Raw genomic sequence first — 19763 nt, forward strand, 5'->3', positions numbered from 1 at the left:
CATGTGGGATTTCCTGCAGCATCTGTCGTTCTGGGATTGGCTGGCACTGGGTACCGTGCTGTTGATTCTTGAAGTATTTGGCGCCGGTGGTTACCTGTTGTGGATGGGTATCGCAGCGGCTGCCGTGGGCGTGATCAAGTTCCTGGTGCCGCCTCTTGGGCTGGAATGGCAGCTCCTGCTGTTTGCCGTGTTGTCGATTTTGACGGCGGTGTATTGGTGGAAGCGCCAACGCAGCAGCGCCAAGGCCAGTGACCAGCCTGGCTTGAACGAGCGTGGCTCGGAGCTGATCGGCCGCACCTTCGTGGTGCATCAGGCGATTGTAGATGGCCGGGGCAAGGTAAAGGTCGGCGATGGCGTGTGGATGGTGACCGGCCCGGACAGCCCCGTAGGCGCTCAAGTACGGGTGGTTGGCCAGGAAGGCGTGGTGTTAAAGGTTGAAACTGTTTAGTCAGTGATGGAACTCGATTGGCCTAACTACAATCATAAACTACAGATAACCCACCCGGAGTCACCCATCATGCGTCTCAAATATGCTGTCGCAACCCTCGCTGTGCTTTCCCTCCCTGTCGGTTCAGCCATGGCCGACAGTTTCTGGCGCAATGTCATCTCGTCGGGCGCCACTACCGGCTCGACGTACCTGACCTTCAAAGACCACAAGCTGGTGGTTGCCGCACAAGATGACGCAGGCAGCTTTGTTGCCAGCGACGGCGGCATCCGTGGCCCGTACCTGGAAGCCGCGATGCAGAAAGTCCGCGCCGATAACCCTGGCCTGCAGGCCACGGACATGGAGCTGGCCAACGCCATCCTCGCGAAAAACGCCGTCACCGAATAACTCGGGCTCGATAAAAAATGCCGCCTTTGACAGCGGCATTTTTTTGTCTTCAATTCCTACGGTCATCGCCGCTGATTACTACATAAGCATCCCTGCTTTCCCAAGTGAACACGGAGAAGTCCTGTCGAGCCACACCCTGCCGGGCAACAAGCTAAGGCTTCCTTTTTAAATAAAGCGAACCACTGCCCATGCACACGCTTGCCTACGCACTGCTGCTCTCTGCATTTGCCACCCCTTACGCACAAGCGGAAAGCTGGTACGGATCAGCCAAATTCAACAGCGCTCGCCAGAATCTCTCCAGCTCGCTGCTGACCAGCCCACGCGTCACTGACAGGGTGGACGCCCCGGATAGCAGCAAGTCATTTGTGGCCTCTTTCGCCACGGGCTATGCCTTTGACAATGGCTGGCGCCTCGAAGGGGAATACACCATGCCGAACAACTCGACATTCAAATCCTACTGGGCCCCCTTCAATGCCAACGTCAACAGCCTGCATGTCCAGAGCCAACGCTTGATGCTCAATGGCTATAAAGACATCCCGATCAACCCATGGTTGTCGTTCTACGGCATGGCCGGGGTGGGCGTCGCACGCATTGAAGCCGAGGGCTATCAAACCAATGAGACCCGCCGTTTCGCCAGCAATCGCCAGCATCATTTCGCCTACAGCGTAGGCATGGGGCTGGAAGCCAAGGTCAGTGAGCAAATCACGCTGGGTGCCGGCTATCGTTACATCGCAATGGGCGATATTGAAACCGGCTACAACACCTTCGCAAACCGTGTGAACGCTCGGGATGAGCAACTCAAAGGTAAGCTCAAGGAACAGAATGTGTTTCTGGAGGCGCGCTATTCCTTCTGAAACCCAGTAGGAAATGCCGCTTTCGAAGCGGCATTTTTTAACCGGACGGTGACGATTCATTCACAGGCGACAGGCTATATTCAGTCAAGCCGTGCAACCATGCCGGTACTGATACCTCGCTTACTCATCGCCAATCTGAAACGGATGCCTTCGTCGTCATGAGCCAACAGCCCTTCCTGCCGTTTTCCAAACCCACCATTGATGAAGCCACCATCTCGGCGGTCGGCGATGTACTGCGTTCGGGCTGGATTACCAGCGGGCCGAAAGTGCAGGCCTTCGAAGCGCAGTTGTCGGAATACTTTGGCGGACGGCCGGTGCGCACGTTCAACTCGGGCACCTGCACCATGGAGATTGCCTTGCGCATCGCCGGTATTGGGCCAGGCGATGAAGTCATCACCACGCCGATCTCCTGGGTGGCCACGGCCAACGTGATCCTGGAAGTGGGTGCCACACCGGTGTTTGCCGATATTGACCCGGTGACCCGCAATCTCGACCTGGTCCAGGTGGAGGCTGCCATCACCCCGCGCACCAAGGCGATCATCCCGGTGTACCTGGCCGGCCTGCCCTTGGACATGCCGATGCTGTATGCACTGGCCAACAAGTACAACCTGCGCATCGTCGAGGACGCAGCGCAGGCGCTGGGTTCCAGCTGGGATGGCGAACGTATCGGCGCCACTGGGGATTTCGTGTCGTTCAGCTTCCAGGCCAACAAGAACATCACCTCTTCCGAAGGCGGTTGCCTGGTGTTGAACAACGCAGAGGAAGCGCGGCTGGCAGAGAAGTACCGCCTGCAAGGCGTTACCCGCAGCGGCTTCGATGGTCTGGACGTGGACGTGCTGGGCGGCAAGTTCAATATGACCGACATCGCCGCCGCCATTGGCCTGGGGCAATTTGCCCATATCGAGAAGATCACCGCGCACCGCCAGCACCTGGCGCGCCACTATTTCAAATGCTTTGGCAGTGATTTCGAAGAGCAATACGGCGCACAGCTGCCGCCGGCTGATTTCGAAAACAGCAACTGGCACCTGTTCCAGTTGGTACTGCCGGAGCGCCACGACGGCCTACCGGCCCGCGCCACCTTCATGGAGCAGATGCAGGCCCACGGGGTCGGCATTGGCTATCACTATCCGCCGATCCACCTGCTGAGCCTTTATCGGGCGCAGGGGTTCAAGGAAGGTATGTTTCCGGTGGCGGAGAAGGTGGGGCGTTTGATCGTGTCACTGCCGATGTTTACGGCGATGACTGAGGCGGATGTGGAGCGCTCGGTGGCAGCGGTGAAGGCGGTTCTACAGCGCTGAAACACATTGCGGGAGCCGGATAACCGGCTCCCGCAACAGGATCACTCGCCGATGGCGGCTTTGTAGCCAGCAGCATCCAGCAGTTTTTCCAGGTCAGCCGGGTTGCCAGGCTTGAGCTTGAAGATCCACGCGCCGTACGGGTCGGAGTTGAGCAGCTCGGGGCTGCCGCTCAGTTCTTCGTTGACGGCAATCACTTCGCCCGCAATCGGAGCGTAGATATCCGAGGCGGCCTTCACCGACTCAACCACGCCCGCTTGGCCCGCAGCGTCAAACTGAGCGCCAACTTCGGCCAATTCAACAAACACCACATCACCCAACGCTTCCTGAGCATGGTCGGAAATACCGACGGTCACAGTGCCGTCAGCTTCCAGGCGCGCCCATTCGTGGCTTTCGGCGAAACGCAGGTCGGCAGGGATATCGCTCATAGTCTGTGTCCTCAAGAAGTAATGTCAGCGGCCTTCGGCCTGCCGGAAATAGGTTAGATCAAGGTTTTGCCATGGCGCACGAAGGTCGGTTTGACCACTCGAACCGGGTACCACTTGCCGCGGATTTCCACTTCGGCCCGATCAGCGGTTGCCGTCGGTACACGCGCCAGGGCAATGGATTTGCTCAGCGTAGGAGAGAAACTACCACTGGTGATCTCCCCTTCGCCAATATTGGCGATACGAACCACCTGGTGAGCGCGTAAAACCCCGCGTTCTTCCAGTACCAGCCCGACCAGTTTGAACTGCACTCCGGCTGCTTTTTCCGCTTCCAGCGCAGCGCGGCCAATGAAATGACGCTCGGCAGGCTCCCAGGCGATACTCCAGGCCATGTTCGAAGCCAAGGGCGAAACGCTCTGGTGGATGTCCTGGCCGTACAGGTTCATACCGGCTTCGAGACGCAGCGTATCGCGGGCGCCGAGACCAATGGGTGAAATACCAGCGCCCACCAGGTCGTTGAAAAAACCCGGCGCCTGATCAGCCGGCAAGACAATCTCCAGGCCATCTTCCCCGGTATAACCCGTGCGCGCGATAAACCAATCGCCATCAGCCTGGCCCTCGAAGGGCTTGAGCTGGTGAATCAGCGTGCCACGAGACTGGGTGACCAACTCGGCGATCTTCTGCCGGGCGTGGGGACCTTGAATGGCCAGCATCGCCAACTCAGGCCGCTCATGCAGTTGCACTTGGTAAGTGCCCAGTTGCGCATGCATCCAGGCCATGTCCTGGTCGCGGGTGGCGGCATTGACCACCAGCCGATAGGCGGCCTCGGTACGGTAGACAATCATGTCGTCCACCACGCCGCCCTTTTCGTTGAGCATGGCGCTGTACAACGCACGGCCACAGCCATGCAGACGTTCGACATCATTGGCCAGCAGGCGCTGGAGCCATTCCTTGGCCTGGGGGCCGGTGACATCGATCACGGTCATATGAGATACATCGAACACCCCGCAGTCGCGTCGCACCTGGTGGTGTTCTTCAACTTGCGAGCCGTAGTGCAGAGGCATATCCCAACCGCCAAAATCGACCATTTTCGCGCCGAGGGCGAGATGCAGGTCATACAGAGGCGTACGCTGTCCCATGGGTTTCTCCTTCCGGGCTTGGCGAAGGTGCGCAGCATTGCTGTTCGTGCCGGACACCTTGAATTACAAGGCCTGCAGCCACGCCCAGCGACTCGATCCGAAAGACGGACCGCACCGAATGCCGCGCATTGTAGCCGCAAGCCGTAGGACTGGCACCTAACCGATTTGCCGGGCGGAGCGTCGGATCAGCCCGATCATCGGCAACAGGCCCACCAGCACCAGGGTCAGCGCAGGTAAAGACGCCCGGGCCCACTCGCCTTCACTGGTCATTTCAAAGATCCGCACCGCCAGCGTGTCCCAGCCGAACGGGCGCATCAGCAGGGTAGCGGGCATTTCCTTGAGCACGTCGACGAACACCAGCAACGCTGCGCTCAAGGTGCCCGGCAACAACAACGGCAGATACACTTTGCAAAACAGTCGTGGACCGCTGACGCCAAGACTGCGTGCCGCTTCCGGCAACGAGGGCCGGATACGCGCCAGGCTGTTTTCCAACGGCCCGTAGGCCACCGCCAGGAATCGCACCAGATACGCCAGCACCAACGCCGACAGGCTGCCCAACAGCAACGGTTTGCCCGCACCACCGAGCCAGCCGGACAGCGGCACCACCCATTCACGGTCCAGGTAGCTGAACGCCAACATGATCGACACTGCCAGCACCGAGCCCGGCAAGGCATAGCCGACATTGGCCAGGCTGATGCCGGAGCGGATCGCGCGTGTCGGCGCCAGGCGGTTGGCGAAAGCCAGCACCAGCGCCACGCTGACGGTGATCAGGGCAGCGATACCACCCAAGTACAGGGTGTGGAGGATCAATCCGGAATAGCGCTCATCCAGGTCGAAGCGGCCGCGCTGCCAGAACCAGGCGAACAATTGCAGCATCGGGATGACAAACGCACAGGCGAATACCAGCCCGCACCCGCTACTGGCCGCCGCCGCCTTGAACCCGCGCAGGTGATACAGCGCCTGGCCCCGTGGCCGCTCATTGCTCGGTCGGCTCGCGCCCCGGGCACGCCGTTCGCCGTACAGCACCAGCATCACCACCAGCAGCAACAGGCTGGCCAATTGGGCGGCGCTGGATAGGCTGAAAAAGCCGTACCAAGTCTTGTAGATGGCCGTGGTGAAGGTGTCGAAGTTGAACACCGAGACCGCACCGAAATCCGCCAGGGTTTCCATCAATGCCAACGCTACCCCGGCACCAATCGCCGGCCGCGCCATGGGCAGTGCCACGTGCCAGAACGCTCGCCACGGCGATTGCCCGAGCACCCGCGCCGCTTCCATCAGGCCTTTGCCCTGGGCCAGGAACGCGGAGCGCGCCAGCAAGTAGACGTAGGGGTAGAACACCAGCACGAGGACGATGATCACACCGCTGGTGGAGCGCACCCGTGGCAGACGCAGGCCGGTGCCGAACCATTCGCGCAGCAGGGTTTGCACAGGCCCTGAGAAGTCCAGCAGGCCGACGAATACAAACGCCAGCACATAAGCCGGTATGGCGAAGGGCAGCATCAGCGCCCAGTCGAGCCAGCGTCGGCCGGGGAATTCGCAAAGGCTAGTGAGCCAGGCCAGGCTCACGCCTAACAGGGTTACGCCAACACCGACACCCAGCACCAGCGTCAGCGTGTTGCCCAGCAGGCGGGGCATCTGGGTTTCCCAGAGGTGAGACCAGATTTGCGCGTCGATACTCTGCCAGGACAGCAACAGCACGCTCAGCGGCAGCAGCACCAGGGCGGCGACGGTAAAGACCGGCAGGTACCAGCGGCGTTGGGCGGGGTGGGCCAAAGTCAGTTCTCAGTGAATGAATAGCTTGAAATCGCCGCAATCCAATGTGGGAGGGGGCTTGCTGTGGTGAGGGGGCTTGCCCCCCGACGGGTTCACCGTAGAACCATTGGGGCTGCTCCGCAGCCCAGCGCGGGGCAAGCCCGCTCACCACAGGAAGCTCGCTCATCACAGCAAGCCCGGTCACCACAGCAAGCCCCTCCCACATTTGGATCTACGGTGCCCGGCAGAGTGTACTTAGTTCCAGCCAGCGCGATCCATCAGGCGAATGGCTTCAGCCTGGCGCTTGCCCGCCACTTCCACCGGCAAGGTATCAGCCACGAACTTGCCCCAGGTCGCCACTTCGGCCGACGGCGGTACCGCCGGGTTGGCCGGGAACTCTTGGTTCACGTCGGCAAAGATCTTCTGCGCCTCAGCCGTGGTCATCCATTCCACCAGCGCCTTGGCGGCTTCCGGGTGCGGCGCGTGTTTGGTCAGGCCGATGCCCGACAAATTCACGTGCACACCACGGTCGCCCTGGTTCGGCCAGAACAGCTTCACCGCCAGGTCCGGCTTCTGCTTGTGCAGGCGGCCGTAGTAGTAGGTGTTGACGATGCCCACATCGCACTGGCCGGCATTGATGGCTTCGAGCACGGCGATGTCGTCGGAGAATACGTCGGTGGACAGGTTGTTGACCCAACCCTTGACGATTTCCTCGGTCTTGGCCGCGCCGTGGGTTTCGATCAGGGTGGCGGTCAGCGACTGGTTGTAGACTTTTTTCGCCGTACGCAGGCACAGGCGGCCTTCCCACTGTTTGTCGGCCAGGGCTTCGTAGGTGGTAAGGTCACCCGGTTTTACCCGGTCGGTGGAGTAGGCAATGGTCCGCGCGCGCAGACTCAAGCCCGTCCAGGCGTGCTTTGAAGAGCGGTACTGCAGGGGGATGTTCTTGTCGATGACCGCGGAGGTGAAGGGTTGCAGAATGCCCATTTGCTCGGCCTGCCAGAGGTTGCCGGCATCCACGGTAAGCAGCAGGTCGGCAGTGGCGTTCTCGCCCTCGGCCTTGATGCGCTGCATCAGCGGGGCTTCCTTGTCAGTGATGAACTTCACCTGCACGCCGGTCTTCTGAGTGTAGGCGTCGAACACCGGCTTGATCAGCTCGTCGATGCGCGAGGAGTAGACCACCACTTCGTCGGCGGCCTGCACGGTCGTGCTGCCGATCAAGGTGAGTGCCAGGGCAGTCAGGAGGCGCTTGGGTGCCAACATGGGGGCGGTCTCTCATTTGCAAAAAGAGGGCAAATGATAAGGACTGGCATTTAGTGGCGCTTGGTTGAGGCGTTACCAGATGTTGCATGAGGGAGTGTGCGATGAAGCGGATAGCCTCATCGCGGCCTATCTTTTACGAGCACAGCAGTAACCGCATTTCGATGTCAGGGTTTTGCCAGGCCAGGTAGATCGCCGGTCAGGCCCAGCGCCTGGCGTACAAACACGGCCTTGGCTTCAGGCATCTGGTCAACCATTTTCAAGCCAGCATTGCGCAACCAGCGCAACGGCAGTTGATCGGCCTGGAACAGACGCTCGAAACCCTCCATCGCCGCCATCAACGCCAGGTTATGCGGCATGCGCCGACGCTCATAACGACTCAGCACCTTCACATCCGCCAGCCGCTCACCACGCTCGGTTGCCGCCAACAACACCTCGGCCAACACCGCCGCATCGAGGAAACCCAGGTTCACACCCTGCCCCGCCAACGGGTGTATCACGTGTGCCGCGTCTCCGATCAACGCCAGGCCCTCAGCCACGTAACGCTTGGCGTGACGCTGGCGCAAAGGCACGCACACACGCGGGTCGGCGCTCACCACGGTCCCCAACCGCCCTTCAAAGGCGCGCTCCAATTCACCGCAGAAGCTTTCATCGTCCAACGCCATCAGGCGCTCGGACTCGGCCGGCGTGGTCGACCAGACGATCGAGCACCAATCCTCCTGCCCATCCCGCACCAGCGGCAAAAACGCCAGCGGCCCGGTGTCGGTAAACCGTTGCCACGCCGTGCGCTGGTGCGGCTGGCTGCTGCGCACGCTGGTGACGATGGCGTTATGCAGGTAATCCCATTCGCGGGTCGCAGTGCCGGTCAGGCGGCGCACGGCGGAGTGGGCGCCGTCGGCGGCTACCACCAGCGGCGCACGCAACTTACGGCCATCGGCCAACGTCAGCAGCCAATCATCGCCGGAGCGGCGCATCTGTTCCAGGCGGGCATTGGCCAGCAGGCCCAGGTCGCAGTCATGCAGGCGGTCGAGCAAGGCATCCTGAACCACGCGGTTCTCGACGATGTGCCCGAGCACCTCGGCATGCACGCTGGCCGCCGAAAAGTGGATCTGCCCGGTGCCGCTGCCGTCCCACACCTGCATCTCGCCGTAGGGGCTGGCGCGCCGCGAGACGATACCGTCCCACACGCCCAGGCGCTCGAGGATGCGCTGGCTGGCGGCCGACAAGGCGCTCACCCGGGGCTCGAAGGCCGCATCACGGTCGAACGGCTTGACGCTCAACGGGCTGCCGTCGAGCAACAGCACCTGCAGGCCACTGCCCTGCAACGCAAGCGCCAAGGCGCTTCCGACCATTCCGGCCCCGACAATCAGCACATCTGCGCGCATGTCCATGCTTTAAGCCTGTCTCACTGGCGGCTTGCGCCGCACATAAAGGGTTTTGTCGACCCGCGCCACCAGGGTGCCGGAGCCGTCATGAATCTGCACCTTGAGGTGGGGCAGGTACTTCTCGCCCCCTTCGGTGTGTCGACGGACCTCGTCCAGCAAGGCCTCGTCGATGGAAAATTCGGCATACACCGGGCCTTTGCCCGGCGACACGAAGTCAATGCTCGCGGCCTTGTCCCACACAATGTAGTCGCGGCCCAGGTTCTCCATCAGCATCAGCATGTAGAACGGGTCAACCATCGAATACAGGCTGCCGCCGAATTGCGTGCCGACATAGTTGCAGTTGTACCAGCCCAGACCCATGCGCACTTTGACGTGACGGAAATCGGCGCTCATGTGCCGGACGCTGACCCCCGCCCCCAGGTACGGCGGATACAGGGTCATGATCCAGCGCAACAACCGCGCCTTGCCCAGGCGCTCGATCAACCACTTACGCATCGGGACGCGTGCCCAGGCCCATGGCCTGACGGGCGAACCAGCGTTTGGCCGGTGGCAACAGGTCCAGGCCCAGCAGGCCCATGTTGCGGCCCAGCGCCACCAGCGGCTGGGCGCTGCCGAACAGGCGCGTGACCTGGTCGGAGAAGCCCACGGTGAGTTTCTGGTCCAAGCGCTGGCGTTCGCGATAGCCCTGCAAGGTCGCCAGGTCACCCGGCACTTGCGGCCCGGCCAGCAAGGCCTCGGCCAAGGCATTCGCATCGCGCAGGGACAGGTTGAAGCCTTGCCCGGCAATCGGGTGCAGGCTGTGGGCGGCGTTGCCGAGGATCGCCAGGTGGGAACGCACCTGCTCTTCGGCTTCGACCAAGGTCAGAGGGTACAGATGGCGGGCGCCGACTTGCTTGAGGGTGCCCAGGCGGTAGCCGAACACGCCCTGCAATTCACTCAAGAAGCTGCGTTCGTCGAGGTTGGCCAGGCGCTGTGCGTCCATGCCGATGCGGGTCCAGACCAGGGCGCAACGGTTGTCCGGCAGCGGCAACAGGGCCATCGGGCCCTCATCGGTAAAGCGTTCGAAGGCTTCGCCGTTATGAGACTCGCTCGGGGTAATGTTGGCGATCAGCGCGCTCTGGTTGTACGGGCGGGTTTTCACGCCGATGCCCAGCTGTTCGCGCAGTCCGGAGCGGCCACCATCGGCCAGTACGGCGAGGTCGCATTCCAGTACAGTTTCATCGTTGAGGGTCAGGCGGTAGCCATCGGCCAGCGGCTCCATGCGCGTGACTTCCGCCGGGCAACGCCAGCTGACCACGTCTTTGTCCAGGCCTTGCCACAGGCATTGGCCCAGCCAGGCGTTTTCCACCACGTAACCGAGGGCCGGCACGCCCTCCTCCATGGCAGACAACCGTGCGGTGGAGAAACGCCCACGATCCGACACGTGGATTTGCTTGATCGGCTCGGCACGGCGGGAAATGTCCTGCCACAGGCCCAGGCGCTGATAGATCTGCCGGGCGCCATAGGACAGCGCCGAAGACCGCGCATCGTAGCTCGGCTGGTAGCTGTCGCCCGGCGCGAAGGGTTCGATCAGCACGATCTTCCAGCCACGGGCCTTGGCCCCAGCCTGCAACGCCAGCGCCAGGCTGGCGCCTACCAAACCGCCGCCGATAATGGCCAGGTTGACCCGGCTCATCGGGCAGCCGCCATCAGCGCTTCGATGTCGGCGACGGTCTTGGGCACGCCGCCGGTCAGGATTTCACAGCCTTGCTTGGTCACTACCACGTCGTCCTCGATGCGTACGCCAATGCCACGCCATTTCTTTGCCACATTCTGGTTGTCCGGCGAAATGTAGATCCCCGGCTCCACGGTCAACGCCATGCCGACTTCCAGCACACGCCATTCACCGCCCACTTTGTACTCGCCCACGTCATGTACATCCATGCCCAGCCAATGGCCGGCGCGGTGCATATAGAAGGCCTTATAGGCTTCGCTGGCGATCAACTCGTCGACGTCGCCCTGCAACAAGCCCAGCTTTACCAGGCCGGCTGTGATGACCTGCACCGTGGCCTCATGGGCCTGGTTCCAATGTTTGTCCGGGGCGATTTCGGCGAAGGCGGCTTCCTGGGAGGCCAGCACAATCTCGTAGATCGCCTTCTGTTCCGGCGAGAACTTGCCGTTGACCGGCCAGGTACGGGTGATGTCGCTGGCGTAGCAGTCGATCTCACAACCGGCGTCGATCAGCACCAGATCGCCGTCCTTGAGCAGCGCGTCGTTTTGCTGGTAATGCAGGATGCAGCTGTTGCGCCCGGCGGCGACGATGGAACCGTAGGCCGGCATCTTTGCGCCGCCCTTGCGGAACTCATAATCCAATTCTGCTTCCAGGCTGAACTCATGCAAACCGGCGCGGCTGGCCTGCATCGCCTTCACGTGGGCGGCGCAGGAGATTCGGGCCGCCTCGCGCATCACCTTCAACTCTGCCGCCGATTTATACAGGCGCATGTCGTGGAGCAGATGATCCAGGGCAACGAATTCGTTCGGCGGCTGGGCGCCCAGGTGCGCTTTAGAGCGGATCACGTTGATCCACTCCATCAGGTGCCGGTCGAATTCGGCGTTGCTGCCCATCGCCGAATACACCCGGTCGCGGCCTTCGATCAGGCCGGGCAGGATGTCGTCGATATCGGTGATAGGGAAGGCATCGTCGGCACCGAAGTCACGGATCGCGCCTTCGGTGCCGGCGCGCAGGCCGTCCCACAGCTCGCGTTCGACATTGCGCTCGCGGCAGAACAGCACGTACTCGCCGTGCTGGCGACCGGGCATCAACACGATCACGGCTTCCGGCTCGGGGAAACCGCTCAGGTACTGGAAGTCACTGTCCTGGCGGTACACGTGCTCGACATCGCGATTGCGGATCGCCACGGCGGCGGCCGGCAGGATCGCGATGCTGTTGGGTTCCATCTGCGCCATGAGCGCCTTGCGGCGTCGGGTGTATTCCGCTTTGGGGATATAGATCATGGGCAGATGGGCTTCCTTTCTTAGTGCAGCGACGGCTTGGGTGCAGCAGGCTCAGCGGACTTCTTGGTCTCGGTGAACAGCAGCAGCGGCGCAACGCGCAGGTACTCCATCACCTCCATGTAGTCGCCTTCGCCGTCTTCGGACTCTTCCAGGGCGTCCTGCACCTGGGAGATGGCTGCCAGGTCCTGCAGCACTTCCTTGGCGTCGGTGCTCAGTTCCAGGCCACCGGCGTTCACACCGAAACCGTGGAGGAAGCCCTGGCACCATTGGCCCAGTGCAGCGGCGCGCTCGGTGAGCGGCGCGTCGTCGGTCGGCAGCAGCAGGACCACGGTGACGTCGTCACCGGTCAGCTCGCCCTTGACCATCTCTTGCAGGCCGATCAGCGCGTTACGCACGTTGTCGGTCGGTTCGGTTTCCAGAAGCTCGGCCACGTCAGCCAGCCAGTTGTCGGCATCAAAGCCAACACCGGTGCAGCTGCGGCCCAGCAACACGCCGTGCAGTTCGGCAGGCGAGCATGGGTGGCCGCTGGTGCTCAGCAGTTTGGAAAAAGCGTCGTACGGGGAGTTCTGAATAGGCATGGTGAGCTAGGCGCCAGACGGCGCAATGTCTAGAATGGAGCGCTGTATCCTAGCACCGGCAGACGTACCAAGACTATCAAGGGCGTCAGATCGTTTATCCTGCAGTTGCCATTCATCAGACAAATCCAGTGGAACCCAATGGAAGACACCGACCTGCAAGCGCTGATGGCCAGACTCGAATTGCTAATTACTCGGGTCGAGCAACTTAAGAGTCAAAACGGACTCCTATTAGCTCAGGAAAAGACCTGGCGCGAGGAACGCGCTCACCTCATTGAAAAAAACGAAATCGCCCGGCGTAAGGTCGAATCGATGATTTCGCGCCTGAAGGCCCTGGAGCAAGACTCATGAGTTCAAGCAATAGCGTCACCGTGCAGATCCTCGATAAAGAATACTCGATCATCTGCCCCCAGGAAGAGCGCAGCAACCTGGTGAGCGCCGCCCGCTACCTGGATGGCAAGATGCGTGAAATCCGCAGCAGCGGCAAAGTCATCGGCGCCGACCGCATCGCCGTGATGGCCGCACTGAACATCACCCACGATTTGCTGCATAAGCAGGAACGCCCTGACGTGCAGGCCAGCGGCTCCACCCGTGAGCAGGTGCGTGACCTGCTGGAACGCGTGGATCTGGTACTTTCCAGCGACTCAGACGCACCCAAGGGCTGATTGCCGCGACTGTTTGGGGTATACTTGCCCCACTCCCTGGCGTGTTTGCCAGTCGGCGATGTCCCTGAGCCGATTCGCACTACCCTGGAAGTTGCACGTTGGGCTGGTGTGCATGTCCGCTAGACGGAAAGCCTTAAAGCCTACTGCATCTTCCACCTTGAACTTTCGGGTTCAAGGGCTAAGTCGACAGCGGCTCTGTCGGGGAGCCTGAATTCCCAAACTCAATGCCAGTCCTCGGACTGGCATTGTTTTATGAGCCGAAACCATGACCGAACCTGCGCCGCTTTCCCGTCCGCAACTTCGACGCATGTTGCGCAATGCCCGCCGCGCCCTCACGCCGAGCGAGCAGCGCAAGGCCGCCCACGGCCTGTATCGGCAACTGGCACAGCACCCGCTGTTTCGCCGCGCCAAACATATCTCTTTGTATTTACCGACGGACGGTGAAATCGATCCGCGCCTGCTGCTGCGCGCCGCCCAGCGCCGTGGCAAGGCCACCTACCTGCCGGTGCTCAGCGCCTGGCCACGGACCAAGATGGTGTTCCAACGGGTAAGACCTGGGGAAAAGCTGCTGCCCAATCGCTTTCGCATCCTGGAGCCACGCGTGAATATCAGCCGCCAACGCAAGGTCTGGGCGCTGGACCTGGTGCTGCTGCCGTTGGTGGGGTTCGATGATGCGGGGGGACGCCTGGGCATGGGCGGCGGGTTTTACGATCGCAGCCTGGCATATCTGGCGCGCCGCCAAAGCTGGCGCAAACCGACGCTGCTGGGCCTGGCCCATGAATGTCAGAAGGTCGAGCGTTTGGTGCAGGCGAGTTGGGATGTGCCGCTGGCTGGCACCGTCACCGATAAGCAGTGGTATATCGCAGGGACGCCACTGGAATCAGCGGCGCCTTGAAGCCGTGTCAACGCTTGAATTGCTGCTGCACGGGTGACAGTTCAACCGGCGCATCGGTCTTGTTCGACCACAAGCTTTGCGCATACCCGGTGGTCACGACGCCCAGACCAAACAAAATCACCAAAATCCATAGTAAATCCGGTTTACGTTGCATCGATTGCCCCCCTTCAGGCACCTCGTACACGATGACAACAACGTTCCAAAGTAGTCCGTTGCAGCTGCGTCAAGCTTAAAGGCCGGCATTTTGCGGTAACGTGAACCAACACGCAAACCTTGGCGCCAACCGACTGTCGGTTTGTCATCAAATTGCCTGACAACTTGCCCAATGCCTTTTTCAGGAGCCCCAAAATGGCCTATTGGCTGATGAAATCCGAGCCCGACGAACTCTCCATCAACGGTCTGGAAAAGCTCGGTGAAGCACGCTGGGACGGGGTGCGTAACTACCAGGCCCGCAACTTCCTGCGCGCCATGGCGGTGGGTGACGAATTTTTCTTTTATCACTCCAGTTGCCCGGAGCCGGGTATTGCCGGTATCGGCAAGATCGTCGAGGCAGCCTATCCGGACCCTACTGCATTGGAGCCGCAAAGCCACTACTTCGACGCGAAGGCCACCCCGGAGAAAAACCCGTGGAGTGCGATCAACGTGGCCCACGTCCAGACCTTTCCCAAAGTGCTCGGCCTCGGTTACCTGAAGCAGCAAACCGCCCTTGCCGAACTGCCCCTGGTGCAAAAAGGCAGCCGGCTGTCGGTGATGGCCGTCACGCCCGAGCAATGGGCTGCAGTAATCAACTTGCTTTAACTGACCGGTATCAACGCCCCGCCGGGGCAAACCGCTCAAACTAGGACGCTAATGCCGCAGGAAGCCGCCATGTCGACGAATCACCACACCTCCCGTCTTTTCGCCGTCGCACTCATCGCTTTGTTGTTGGGTGCCGGTGGCTTTGGTTACTGGCGCTCCACCCAGGACCGCCTGCCGGAAGGCATTGGCATGGGCAATGGCCGCTTGGAATCCACCGAAGTGCAGATCGCCGCCAAGATCCCCGGGCGCCTGGCCGAAGTGCGGGTTGACGAAGGCGACAAGGTGCTCAAGGGCCAATTGCTTGCACGCATGGACACCCGCACCCTCGAAGCCCAGCGCGCCCAAGCCGAAGCCGAAGTACTGCGCGCCAAGGAAAACTTCGCCGCCGCCGAAGCCAATGCGCAACTGCGCCAGAGCGAGCAACTGCTGGCCAACCAGGAACTCAAGCGCACCCAAGAGCTGTACAAGCGCGGCTTCGCCAGCAGCCAGCTGATCGACCAGCAGCAAGCGCGGCAAAACACCGGCAATGCGGCAGTGATTGCCGCCCAAGCGCAGGTCAACTCGGGAAAGGCCGCCATCGGAGCCGCCCAGGCCCAGGTGGCCCAACTTACCAGCGAAATCGACGACAGCAGCCTGCGCGCCCCCATCGACGGCATTATCCAATTGCGCCTGGCCGAGCCAGGTGAGGTGCTGGGCGCGGGTGGGCGCGTACTGCTGTTGATTGATCCCAATGATCAATACATGAACCTCTACCTGCCCGCGTCCGTCACCGGTCGCCTGACCATCGGCAGCGACGCGCGTATCCTGCTCGACGCCCTGCCCGGCCAGCCACTGCCGGCCAAGATCAGTTTTGTCGCCGCCAAATCCCAGTTCACCCCCAAGGAGGTGGAAACCCGCGACGAGCGCCAAAAACTGGTCTTCCGCGTCAAACTGCGCCTCACCCAGCCCAGCGCCGTGCCCCAAGCCAAACCGGGCATGCCCGGCGCAGGTTATGTGCGCACGGCTGACACTGACTGGCCGGCCAACCTGCAATGACCGCCCTGGCGCTGCAGGCCACGGGGATCAACCATCGCTACGGCAAGCAGCAGGCACTGGTCGACATCACGTTCAGCTTGCCGGCCGGTACGCGCTGCGGGTTGATCGGTCCGGATGGCGCGGGCAAGTCGAGCCTGCTGGGTTTGATCGCCGGGGTTAAAAAGCTTCAGGATGGCCAGTTGCACGTGCTCGGCGGCGCCATCGAAGACCGCCGTCACCGCAACAGCCTGTACCCACGCATTGCCTTTATGCCCCAGGGTTTGGGCGGCAACCTGTACCCCGAACTGTCCATCCGCGAAAACATCCGATTCTTCGCCACGTTGTTCGGCCTGTCGAAAGCCGATTGCGACCAGCGCATGCATAACCTGCTGCTGGCCACCGACCTCGCACGCTTCGCCGACCGTCCGGCCGGCAAGCTGTCTGGCGGTATGAAGCAGAAGCTTGGCCTGTGTTGCGCGCTGATCCACGACCCCGACCTGTTGATCCTCGACGAGCCCACCACTGGCGTCGATCCGTTGTCACGTCGACGCTTCTGGGAATTGGTCGACAGTGTACGCAGCGAGCGGCCACAACTGACGCTGCTGGTGGCCACGGCATACATGGAAGAAGCCGAGCAGTTCGAGCATTGCCTGATGCTTGATCGCGGCAAGTTGATCGCCGACGGCCTGAGCAGTGAATTGGCTGGCGCAACATCCAGCGGCAAATTGGACGAGGCGTTCACCCACTTCCAGGGTGACAGCGCCCACGACAACCAACCGCTGGTGATTCCGCCGCGCGAAAGCGACAACACCGACATCGCCATCGAAGCCCACGACCTGACCCTGCGCTTCGGCGATTTCACTGCGGTCAACAACGTCAGCTTAGCAATCGGCCGAGGTGAAATATTCGGGTTCCTCGGCTCCAACGGCTGCGGCAAGACCACCACCATGAAAGTCCTCACCGGGCTGATGCCAGCCACTGAGGGCAGTGCGACGCTGCTGGGCAACCCGGTCAATGCCAAGGACCTGGCCACCCGCAAGCGCGTGGGGTTCATGTCGCAAAGCTTCTCGCTGTATGGCGAGCTCAGCGTGCGCCAGAACCTGGTGCTGCATGCGCAATTGTTCGACTTGCCCACGGCTGATAGCGGTCCGCGCATTGACGAGCTGATCCAACGCTTCGATCTCATTGACGTCGCCGAGCAACCGTCCGGTGAACTGCCTCTCGGCCTGCGTCAGCGACTGTCATTGGCGGTGGCCGTATTGCATCGCCCGGAAGTGCTGATCCTCGATGAGCCCACCTCGGGCGTCGACCCGGCTGCGCGGGATGATTTCTGGCGACTGCTGATCGAGCTATCCCGCGAACAAGGCGTGACCATCTTCCTGTCCACTCACTTCATGAACGAAGCCCAGCGCTGCGATCGCATCTCCCTGATGCATGCGGGCAAGGTGCTGGCCTGCGATACACCGGAGGCGCTGCGACGGCAATTTCACGGTGACACGCTGGAAGCCGCGTTCGTCACCTGCCTGGAACAGGCCCAGGGCGAAGCCGAGCCCGCTGCAGCCACCGCAACCGTCAGCGCGACCAGCGCACCGCCCGTGAGCAAGCGTGGATTCAGCCTGGCTCGCCTGTTGGCCGTGGCCAGCCGCGAAGGCAAGGAACTGCTGCGCGACAAAGTGCGCATGGCCTTCGCGCTGCTGGGAGCGATGTTCATGATGGTGATCTTCGGCTATGGCATTTCCCTGGACGTGGAAAACCTCGCGTTCGCCGTCTACGACCAGGACCAGACGCCGCAAAGCCGCGCCTACCTGGAAGCCTTTCGTAGCTCACGCTATTTCGCCGAGCAGTCGCCCATTCAGGATTCGGCTGAATTACACCGACGCCTGCAACGTTCGGAAATCAAACTGGCCCTGGAGATTCCGCCCGGTTTTGGCCGCGACCTGTACGCCGGTCGCCAGCCCACAGTGGCCGCGTGGCTCGATGGCGGCATGCCGTTTCGCGCGGAAACCAGCCGCAACTACGTCGAGGCCGTACACCAGGGCAACCTTGCGCAACTGGCCGAACTGAGCAGCCTGCCCCGCAACAACCTGACCGCCGCCAGGCTGGAGACGCGCTTTCGCTATAACCAGGACGTGGTCAGCGTGAACGCCATCGGCCCCGGAGTGATGGCGCTGATCCTGGCGTTTATCCCGGCGATGCTCACCGCCCTCGGCATCGTGCGCGAGAAGGAGCTGGGCTCGATCACCAACTTCTACGCCACGCCGCTGACCCGCCTGGAGTTCCTGCTTGGCAAACAGGCGCCCTACCTGGCAGTCAGCCTGGTCAACCTGGCGGTATTGGTGGCGATGAACCGCTGGTTGTTCGGCGTACCGTTCAAGGGCAGCGGCCTGACACTGGCGTTCGGCGGGTTGCTGTACGTGCTGGCAACCACCAGCATGGGCCTGCTGATTTCCGCCTTCACCCGTACGCAGATCGCGGCGATCCTCGGCACGATGATCATCACCAGCCTGCCGACGATCCAGTTCTCCGGGCTGATCGTGCCACGCTCGTCACTGGAAGGAGCGGCGGCATTGATGGGCATGCTGTTTCCGGCCGGGCACTTTCTGGATATCACCGTGGGCACGTTCACCAAGGCCCTGGACCTGCGCCAGTTGTGGCCGCAATGCCTGGCGCTGTTCGGGTTTTTCATCGGGTTTACCGGGCTGAGCCTGATCATGCTCAAGAAGCAGGAGGCCTGATGCACACGTTCGCACACATCCTGCGGCTGGGGATCAAGGAGCTGACCAGCCTGCGACACGACAGCGTGTTGTTGCTGTTTCTGTTCTACGCGTTCACCGTCGCCATCTATATGCCCGCCGCCGGCTCGGTGATCGGCGTGCACAACGCCAGCGTGGCGTTTGTGGACGAAGACCACAGCTCACTCTCACGCCAAATGGCCGAGGCGTTGCAGCCGCCCGAGTTCCAAGCGCCTGTGCCGTTACCCTATGACCAGTTGGACAAGGTCATGGACAGCGGCGAATACACCTTCGTGATCAATGTGCCAGCGAACTTCCAGGCCGACCTGTTGGCAGGGCGCCAGCCGGGCGTGCAGGTGAATGTGGATGCCACGGCGATGAGCCAGGCGTTCATGGGCGCGGGCTACATTGGGCGGATATTTCAACGCGAACTGCTGACCAACAGCGGACAAACCGATGCCGCCGGCCAGGCGCCCGCGTTGCTGACCACCCGCGCCCTGTTCAACACCAACTTGGAAGGTGGCTGGTTCCTGGCGGTGATCCAGATCGTCAACAACATCACCATCCTGGCTATCGTGCTGACCGGCACGGCGCTGCTGCGCGAACGCGAGCACGGCACCCTCGACCATCTGCTGGTACTGCCACTGACGGCGCTGGAAATCATGCTGGCGAAAATCTGGAGCAACATGCTCGTGGTGGTGCTGTGCACCTGGCTGTCGCTGGAAGTGGTGGTCAAAGGCCTGCTCGGCGTACCGCTGGCCGGGTCGCTGAGCTTGTTTCTGTTCGTGACGGCGCTGTACCTGTTTGCCAGCACCGCGCTGGGCATCTTCCTCGCCACCCTCGCCCGCTCGACGCCGCAGTTCGGCTTGCTGGCAATCCCGGTGATCATCCCGATGCTGCTGCTCTCAGGCGGCAGCACGCCGCTGGACAGCATGCCCGAGTGGCTGCAGTGGATCATGCAGGGCTCGCCGTCGACGCATTTTGTGAGTCTGAGCGCGGCGATTCTGTTTCGGGATGCGGGAGTAAGCGTGGTGTGGCCGGACTTGCTGGCGCTGGCGGGGATTGGGTTGGTGTTTTTTGCGGTGGCGTTGGCGCGGTTCAGGAAGAGCCTGGCGTCCTGAGGCGTCTGTACCGCCGTCATCGGGGGCAAG

At 61.8% G+C, this 19763-nt stretch carries 21 protein-coding genes and 1 other RNA gene; 12 read left to right on the plus strand and 10 right to left on the minus strand.

Annotated features, from left to right (window positions below; translation table 11 throughout):
• Window position 1: 1 nt before the first annotated feature.
• The 4 genes from K7431_RS26965 (at window position 2) to K7431_RS26980 (ending at window position 2984) form a co-directional block, all read left to right on the plus strand.
• On the plus strand, window positions 2–448 hold the full coding sequence (locus tag K7431_RS26965; protein WP_015886433.1) for an NfeD family protein: 447 nt from the start codon (window positions 2–4) through the stop codon (window positions 446–448).
• Between the two features lie 69 nt (window positions 449–517).
• A complete protein-coding gene (locus K7431_RS26970; RefSeq protein WP_003176799.1) occupies window positions 518–832 on the plus strand; it encodes a DUF2388 domain-containing protein in 315 nt (104 codons plus the stop codon).
• A gap of 188 nt (window positions 833–1020) precedes the next feature.
• Window positions 1021–1686, plus strand: coding sequence for an outer membrane protein (locus K7431_RS26975; protein ID WP_015886434.1), 666 nt, complete (start codon window positions 1021–1023; stop codon window positions 1684–1686).
• Between the two features lie 158 nt (window positions 1687–1844).
• Window positions 1845–2984: a DegT/DnrJ/EryC1/StrS family aminotransferase gene (locus K7431_RS26980; RefSeq protein ID WP_015886435.1), complete on the plus strand. Its 1140-nt coding sequence runs from the start codon at window positions 1845–1847 to the stop codon at window positions 2982–2984.
• A gap of 41 nt (window positions 2985–3025) precedes the next feature.
• Here the strand turns inward: K7431_RS26980 and gcvH are convergent, their stop codons facing one another.
• The 9 genes from gcvH to K7431_RS27025 all read right to left on the minus strand — a co-directional run bounded on the left by gcvH (window position 3026) and on the right by K7431_RS27025 (window position 12511).
• On the minus strand, window positions 3026–3409 hold the full coding sequence (gene gcvH, locus K7431_RS26985; RefSeq protein ID WP_015886436.1) for a glycine cleavage system protein GcvH: 384 nt from the start codon (window positions 3407–3409) through the stop codon (window positions 3026–3028).
• Window positions 3410–3462: 53 nt separating this feature from the next.
• The gene (gcvT, locus tag K7431_RS26990; RefSeq protein ID WP_015886437.1) at window positions 3463–4545 is read right to left on the minus strand and encodes a glycine cleavage system aminomethyltransferase GcvT; all 1083 of its coding nucleotides are present in this window, start codon (window positions 4543–4545) and stop codon (window positions 3463–3465) included.
• 156 nt (window positions 4546–4701) lie between these two features.
• On the minus strand, window positions 4702–6318 hold the full coding sequence (locus K7431_RS26995) for an ABC transporter permease (protein ID WP_015886438.1): 1617 nt from the start codon (window positions 6316–6318) through the stop codon (window positions 4702–4704).
• Window positions 6319–6552: 234 nt separating this feature from the next.
• Complete coding sequence (locus K7431_RS27000) at window positions 6553–7557, minus strand: extracellular solute-binding protein (protein WP_015886439.1); 1005 nt, start codon at window positions 7555–7557, stop codon at window positions 6553–6555.
• Window positions 7558–7721: 164 nt separating this feature from the next.
• Complete coding sequence (locus K7431_RS27005) at window positions 7722–8939, minus strand: 2-octaprenyl-3-methyl-6-methoxy-1,4-benzoquinol hydroxylase (protein WP_173390416.1); 1218 nt, start codon at window positions 8937–8939, stop codon at window positions 7722–7724.
• Window positions 8940–8948: 9 nt separating this feature from the next.
• Complete coding sequence (locus K7431_RS27010; RefSeq protein ID WP_015886441.1) at window positions 8949–9434, minus strand: DUF4442 domain-containing protein; 486 nt, start codon at window positions 9432–9434, stop codon at window positions 8949–8951.
• Complete coding sequence (gene ubiH / locus K7431_RS27015; protein ID WP_015886442.1) at window positions 9427–10614, minus strand: 2-octaprenyl-6-methoxyphenyl hydroxylase; 1188 nt, start codon at window positions 10612–10614, stop codon at window positions 9427–9429. The genes K7431_RS27010 and ubiH overlap by 8 nt, the downstream gene beginning before the upstream one ends.
• Entirely contained in the window at window positions 10611–11933 is a 1323-nt protein-coding gene (pepP, locus tag K7431_RS27020) for a Xaa-Pro aminopeptidase (RefSeq protein WP_015886443.1), read from the minus strand. Before pepP ends, ubiH begins: the two co-directional genes overlap by 4 nt.
• Before the next feature lie 20 nt (window positions 11934–11953).
• A complete protein-coding gene (locus tag K7431_RS27025) occupies window positions 11954–12511 on the minus strand; it encodes a YecA/YgfB family protein (RefSeq protein WP_015886444.1) in 558 nt (185 codons plus the stop codon).
• A 138-nt stretch (window positions 12512–12649) separates the two neighbouring features.
• On the opposite strand from K7431_RS27025, the gene K7431_RS27030 reads away from it, so the two are divergent.
• The 4 genes from K7431_RS27030 (at window position 12650) to K7431_RS27045 (ending at window position 14068) form a co-directional block, all read left to right on the plus strand.
• Window positions 12650–12859, plus strand: coding sequence for a TIGR02449 family protein (locus tag K7431_RS27030; protein ID WP_007982902.1), 210 nt, complete (start codon window positions 12650–12652; stop codon window positions 12857–12859).
• Window positions 12856–13173 (plus strand): cell division protein ZapA, encoded by a 318-nt coding sequence (locus tag K7431_RS27035; RefSeq protein ID WP_010207385.1) that lies wholly within the window; start codon window positions 12856–12858, stop codon window positions 13171–13173. Before K7431_RS27030 ends, K7431_RS27035 begins: the two co-directional genes overlap by 4 nt.
• A gap of 30 nt (window positions 13174–13203) precedes the next feature.
• A non-coding RNA gene (gene ssrS, locus K7431_RS27040) (6S RNA) lies at window positions 13204–13382 on the plus strand.
• 56 nt (window positions 13383–13438) lie between these two features.
• On the plus strand, window positions 13439–14068 hold the full coding sequence (locus K7431_RS27045; protein ID WP_015886445.1) for a 5-formyltetrahydrofolate cyclo-ligase: 630 nt from the start codon (window positions 13439–13441) through the stop codon (window positions 14066–14068).
• 7 nt (window positions 14069–14075) lie between these two features.
• Here K7431_RS27045 and K7431_RS27050 read toward each other — a convergent pair whose 3' ends face one another.
• Window positions 14076–14222 (minus strand): hypothetical protein, encoded by a 147-nt coding sequence (locus tag K7431_RS27050; protein WP_015886446.1) that lies wholly within the window; start codon window positions 14220–14222, stop codon window positions 14076–14078.
• Window positions 14223–14416: 194 nt separating this feature from the next.
• Between K7431_RS27050 and K7431_RS27055 the strand changes: the two genes are divergently transcribed.
• The 4 genes from K7431_RS27055 to K7431_RS27070 all read left to right on the plus strand — a co-directional run bounded on the left by K7431_RS27055 (window position 14417) and on the right by K7431_RS27070 (window position 19733).
• Window positions 14417–14866, plus strand: a complete 450-nt coding sequence (locus tag K7431_RS27055; protein WP_015886447.1) for an EVE domain-containing protein — start codon at window positions 14417–14419, stop codon at window positions 14864–14866.
• Between the two features lie 69 nt (window positions 14867–14935).
• On the plus strand, window positions 14936–15901 hold the full coding sequence (locus K7431_RS27060) for an HlyD family secretion protein (RefSeq protein WP_043206340.1): 966 nt from the start codon (window positions 14936–14938) through the stop codon (window positions 15899–15901).
• Window positions 15898–18615, plus strand: a complete 2718-nt coding sequence (gene rbbA, locus K7431_RS27065) for a ribosome-associated ATPase/putative transporter RbbA (RefSeq protein WP_015886449.1) — start codon at window positions 15898–15900, stop codon at window positions 18613–18615. The genes K7431_RS27060 and rbbA overlap by 4 nt, the downstream gene beginning before the upstream one ends.
• Window positions 18615–19733 (plus strand): ABC transporter permease, encoded by a 1119-nt coding sequence (locus tag K7431_RS27070; protein ID WP_015886450.1) that lies wholly within the window; start codon window positions 18615–18617, stop codon window positions 19731–19733. Before rbbA ends, K7431_RS27070 begins: the two co-directional genes overlap by 1 nt.
• Window positions 19734–19763: the final 30 nt, after the last annotated feature.

Origin of the sequence: Pseudomonas fluorescens group sp., assembly GCF_020093335.1 — a bacterium.
GTDB classification, from domain to species: Bacteria; Pseudomonadota; Gammaproteobacteria; order Pseudomonadales; family Pseudomonadaceae; genus Aquipseudomonas; species Aquipseudomonas petroselini.

Coding starts and splice junctions, on each gene's coding strand:
- K7431_RS27030 (WP_007982902.1), top strand. CDS start 12,650: ATGGAAGACACCGACCTGCAAGCGCTGATGGCCAGACTCGAATTGCTA.
- K7431_RS27035 (WP_010207385.1), top strand. CDS start 12,856: ATGAGTTCAAGCAATAGCGTCACCGTGCAGATCCTCGATAAAGAATAC.
- gcvT (WP_015886437.1), bottom strand. CDS start 4,545: ATGGGACAGCGTACGCCTCTGTATGACCTGCATCTCGCCCTCGGCGCG.
- rbbA (WP_015886449.1), top strand. CDS start 15,898: ATGACCGCCCTGGCGCTGCAGGCCACGGGGATCAACCATCGCTACGGC.
- K7431_RS26975 (WP_015886434.1), top strand. CDS start 1,021: ATGCACACGCTTGCCTACGCACTGCTGCTCTCTGCATTTGCCACCCCT.
- K7431_RS26965 (WP_015886433.1), top strand. CDS start 2: ATGTGGGATTTCCTGCAGCATCTGTCGTTCTGGGATTGGCTGGCACTG.
- K7431_RS26980 (WP_015886435.1), top strand. CDS start 1,845: ATGAGCCAACAGCCCTTCCTGCCGTTTTCCAAACCCACCATTGATGAA.
- K7431_RS27010 (WP_015886441.1), bottom strand. CDS start 9,434: ATGCGTAAGTGGTTGATCGAGCGCCTGGGCAAGGCGCGGTTGTTGCGC.
- ubiH (WP_015886442.1), bottom strand. CDS start 10,614: ATGAGCCGGGTCAACCTGGCCATTATCGGCGGCGGTTTGGTAGGCGCC.
- K7431_RS27000 (WP_015886439.1), bottom strand. CDS start 7,557: ATGTTGGCACCCAAGCGCCTCCTGACTGCCCTGGCACTCACCTTGATC.
- K7431_RS27045 (WP_015886445.1), top strand. CDS start 13,439: ATGACCGAACCTGCGCCGCTTTCCCGTCCGCAACTTCGACGCATGTTG.
- K7431_RS26970 (WP_003176799.1), top strand. CDS start 518: ATGCGTCTCAAATATGCTGTCGCAACCCTCGCTGTGCTTTCCCTCCCT.
- K7431_RS27005 (WP_173390416.1), bottom strand. CDS start 8,939: ATGCGCGCAGATGTGCTGATTGTCGGGGCCGGAATGGTCGGAAGCGCC.
- K7431_RS27060 (WP_043206340.1), top strand. CDS start 14,936: ATGTCGACGAATCACCACACCTCCCGTCTTTTCGCCGTCGCACTCATC.
- K7431_RS27050 (WP_015886446.1), bottom strand. CDS start 14,222: ATGCAACGTAAACCGGATTTACTATGGATTTTGGTGATTTTGTTTGGT.
- K7431_RS27055 (WP_015886447.1), top strand. CDS start 14,417: ATGGCCTATTGGCTGATGAAATCCGAGCCCGACGAACTCTCCATCAAC.
- K7431_RS27025 (WP_015886444.1), bottom strand. CDS start 12,511: ATGCCTATTCAGAACTCCCCGTACGACGCTTTTTCCAAACTGCTGAGC.
- pepP (WP_015886443.1), bottom strand. CDS start 11,933: ATGATCTATATCCCCAAAGCGGAATACACCCGACGCCGCAAGGCGCTC.
- K7431_RS27070 (WP_015886450.1), top strand. CDS start 18,615: ATGCACACGTTCGCACACATCCTGCGGCTGGGGATCAAGGAGCTGACC.
- gcvH (WP_015886436.1), bottom strand. CDS start 3,409: ATGAGCGATATCCCTGCCGACCTGCGTTTCGCCGAAAGCCACGAATGG.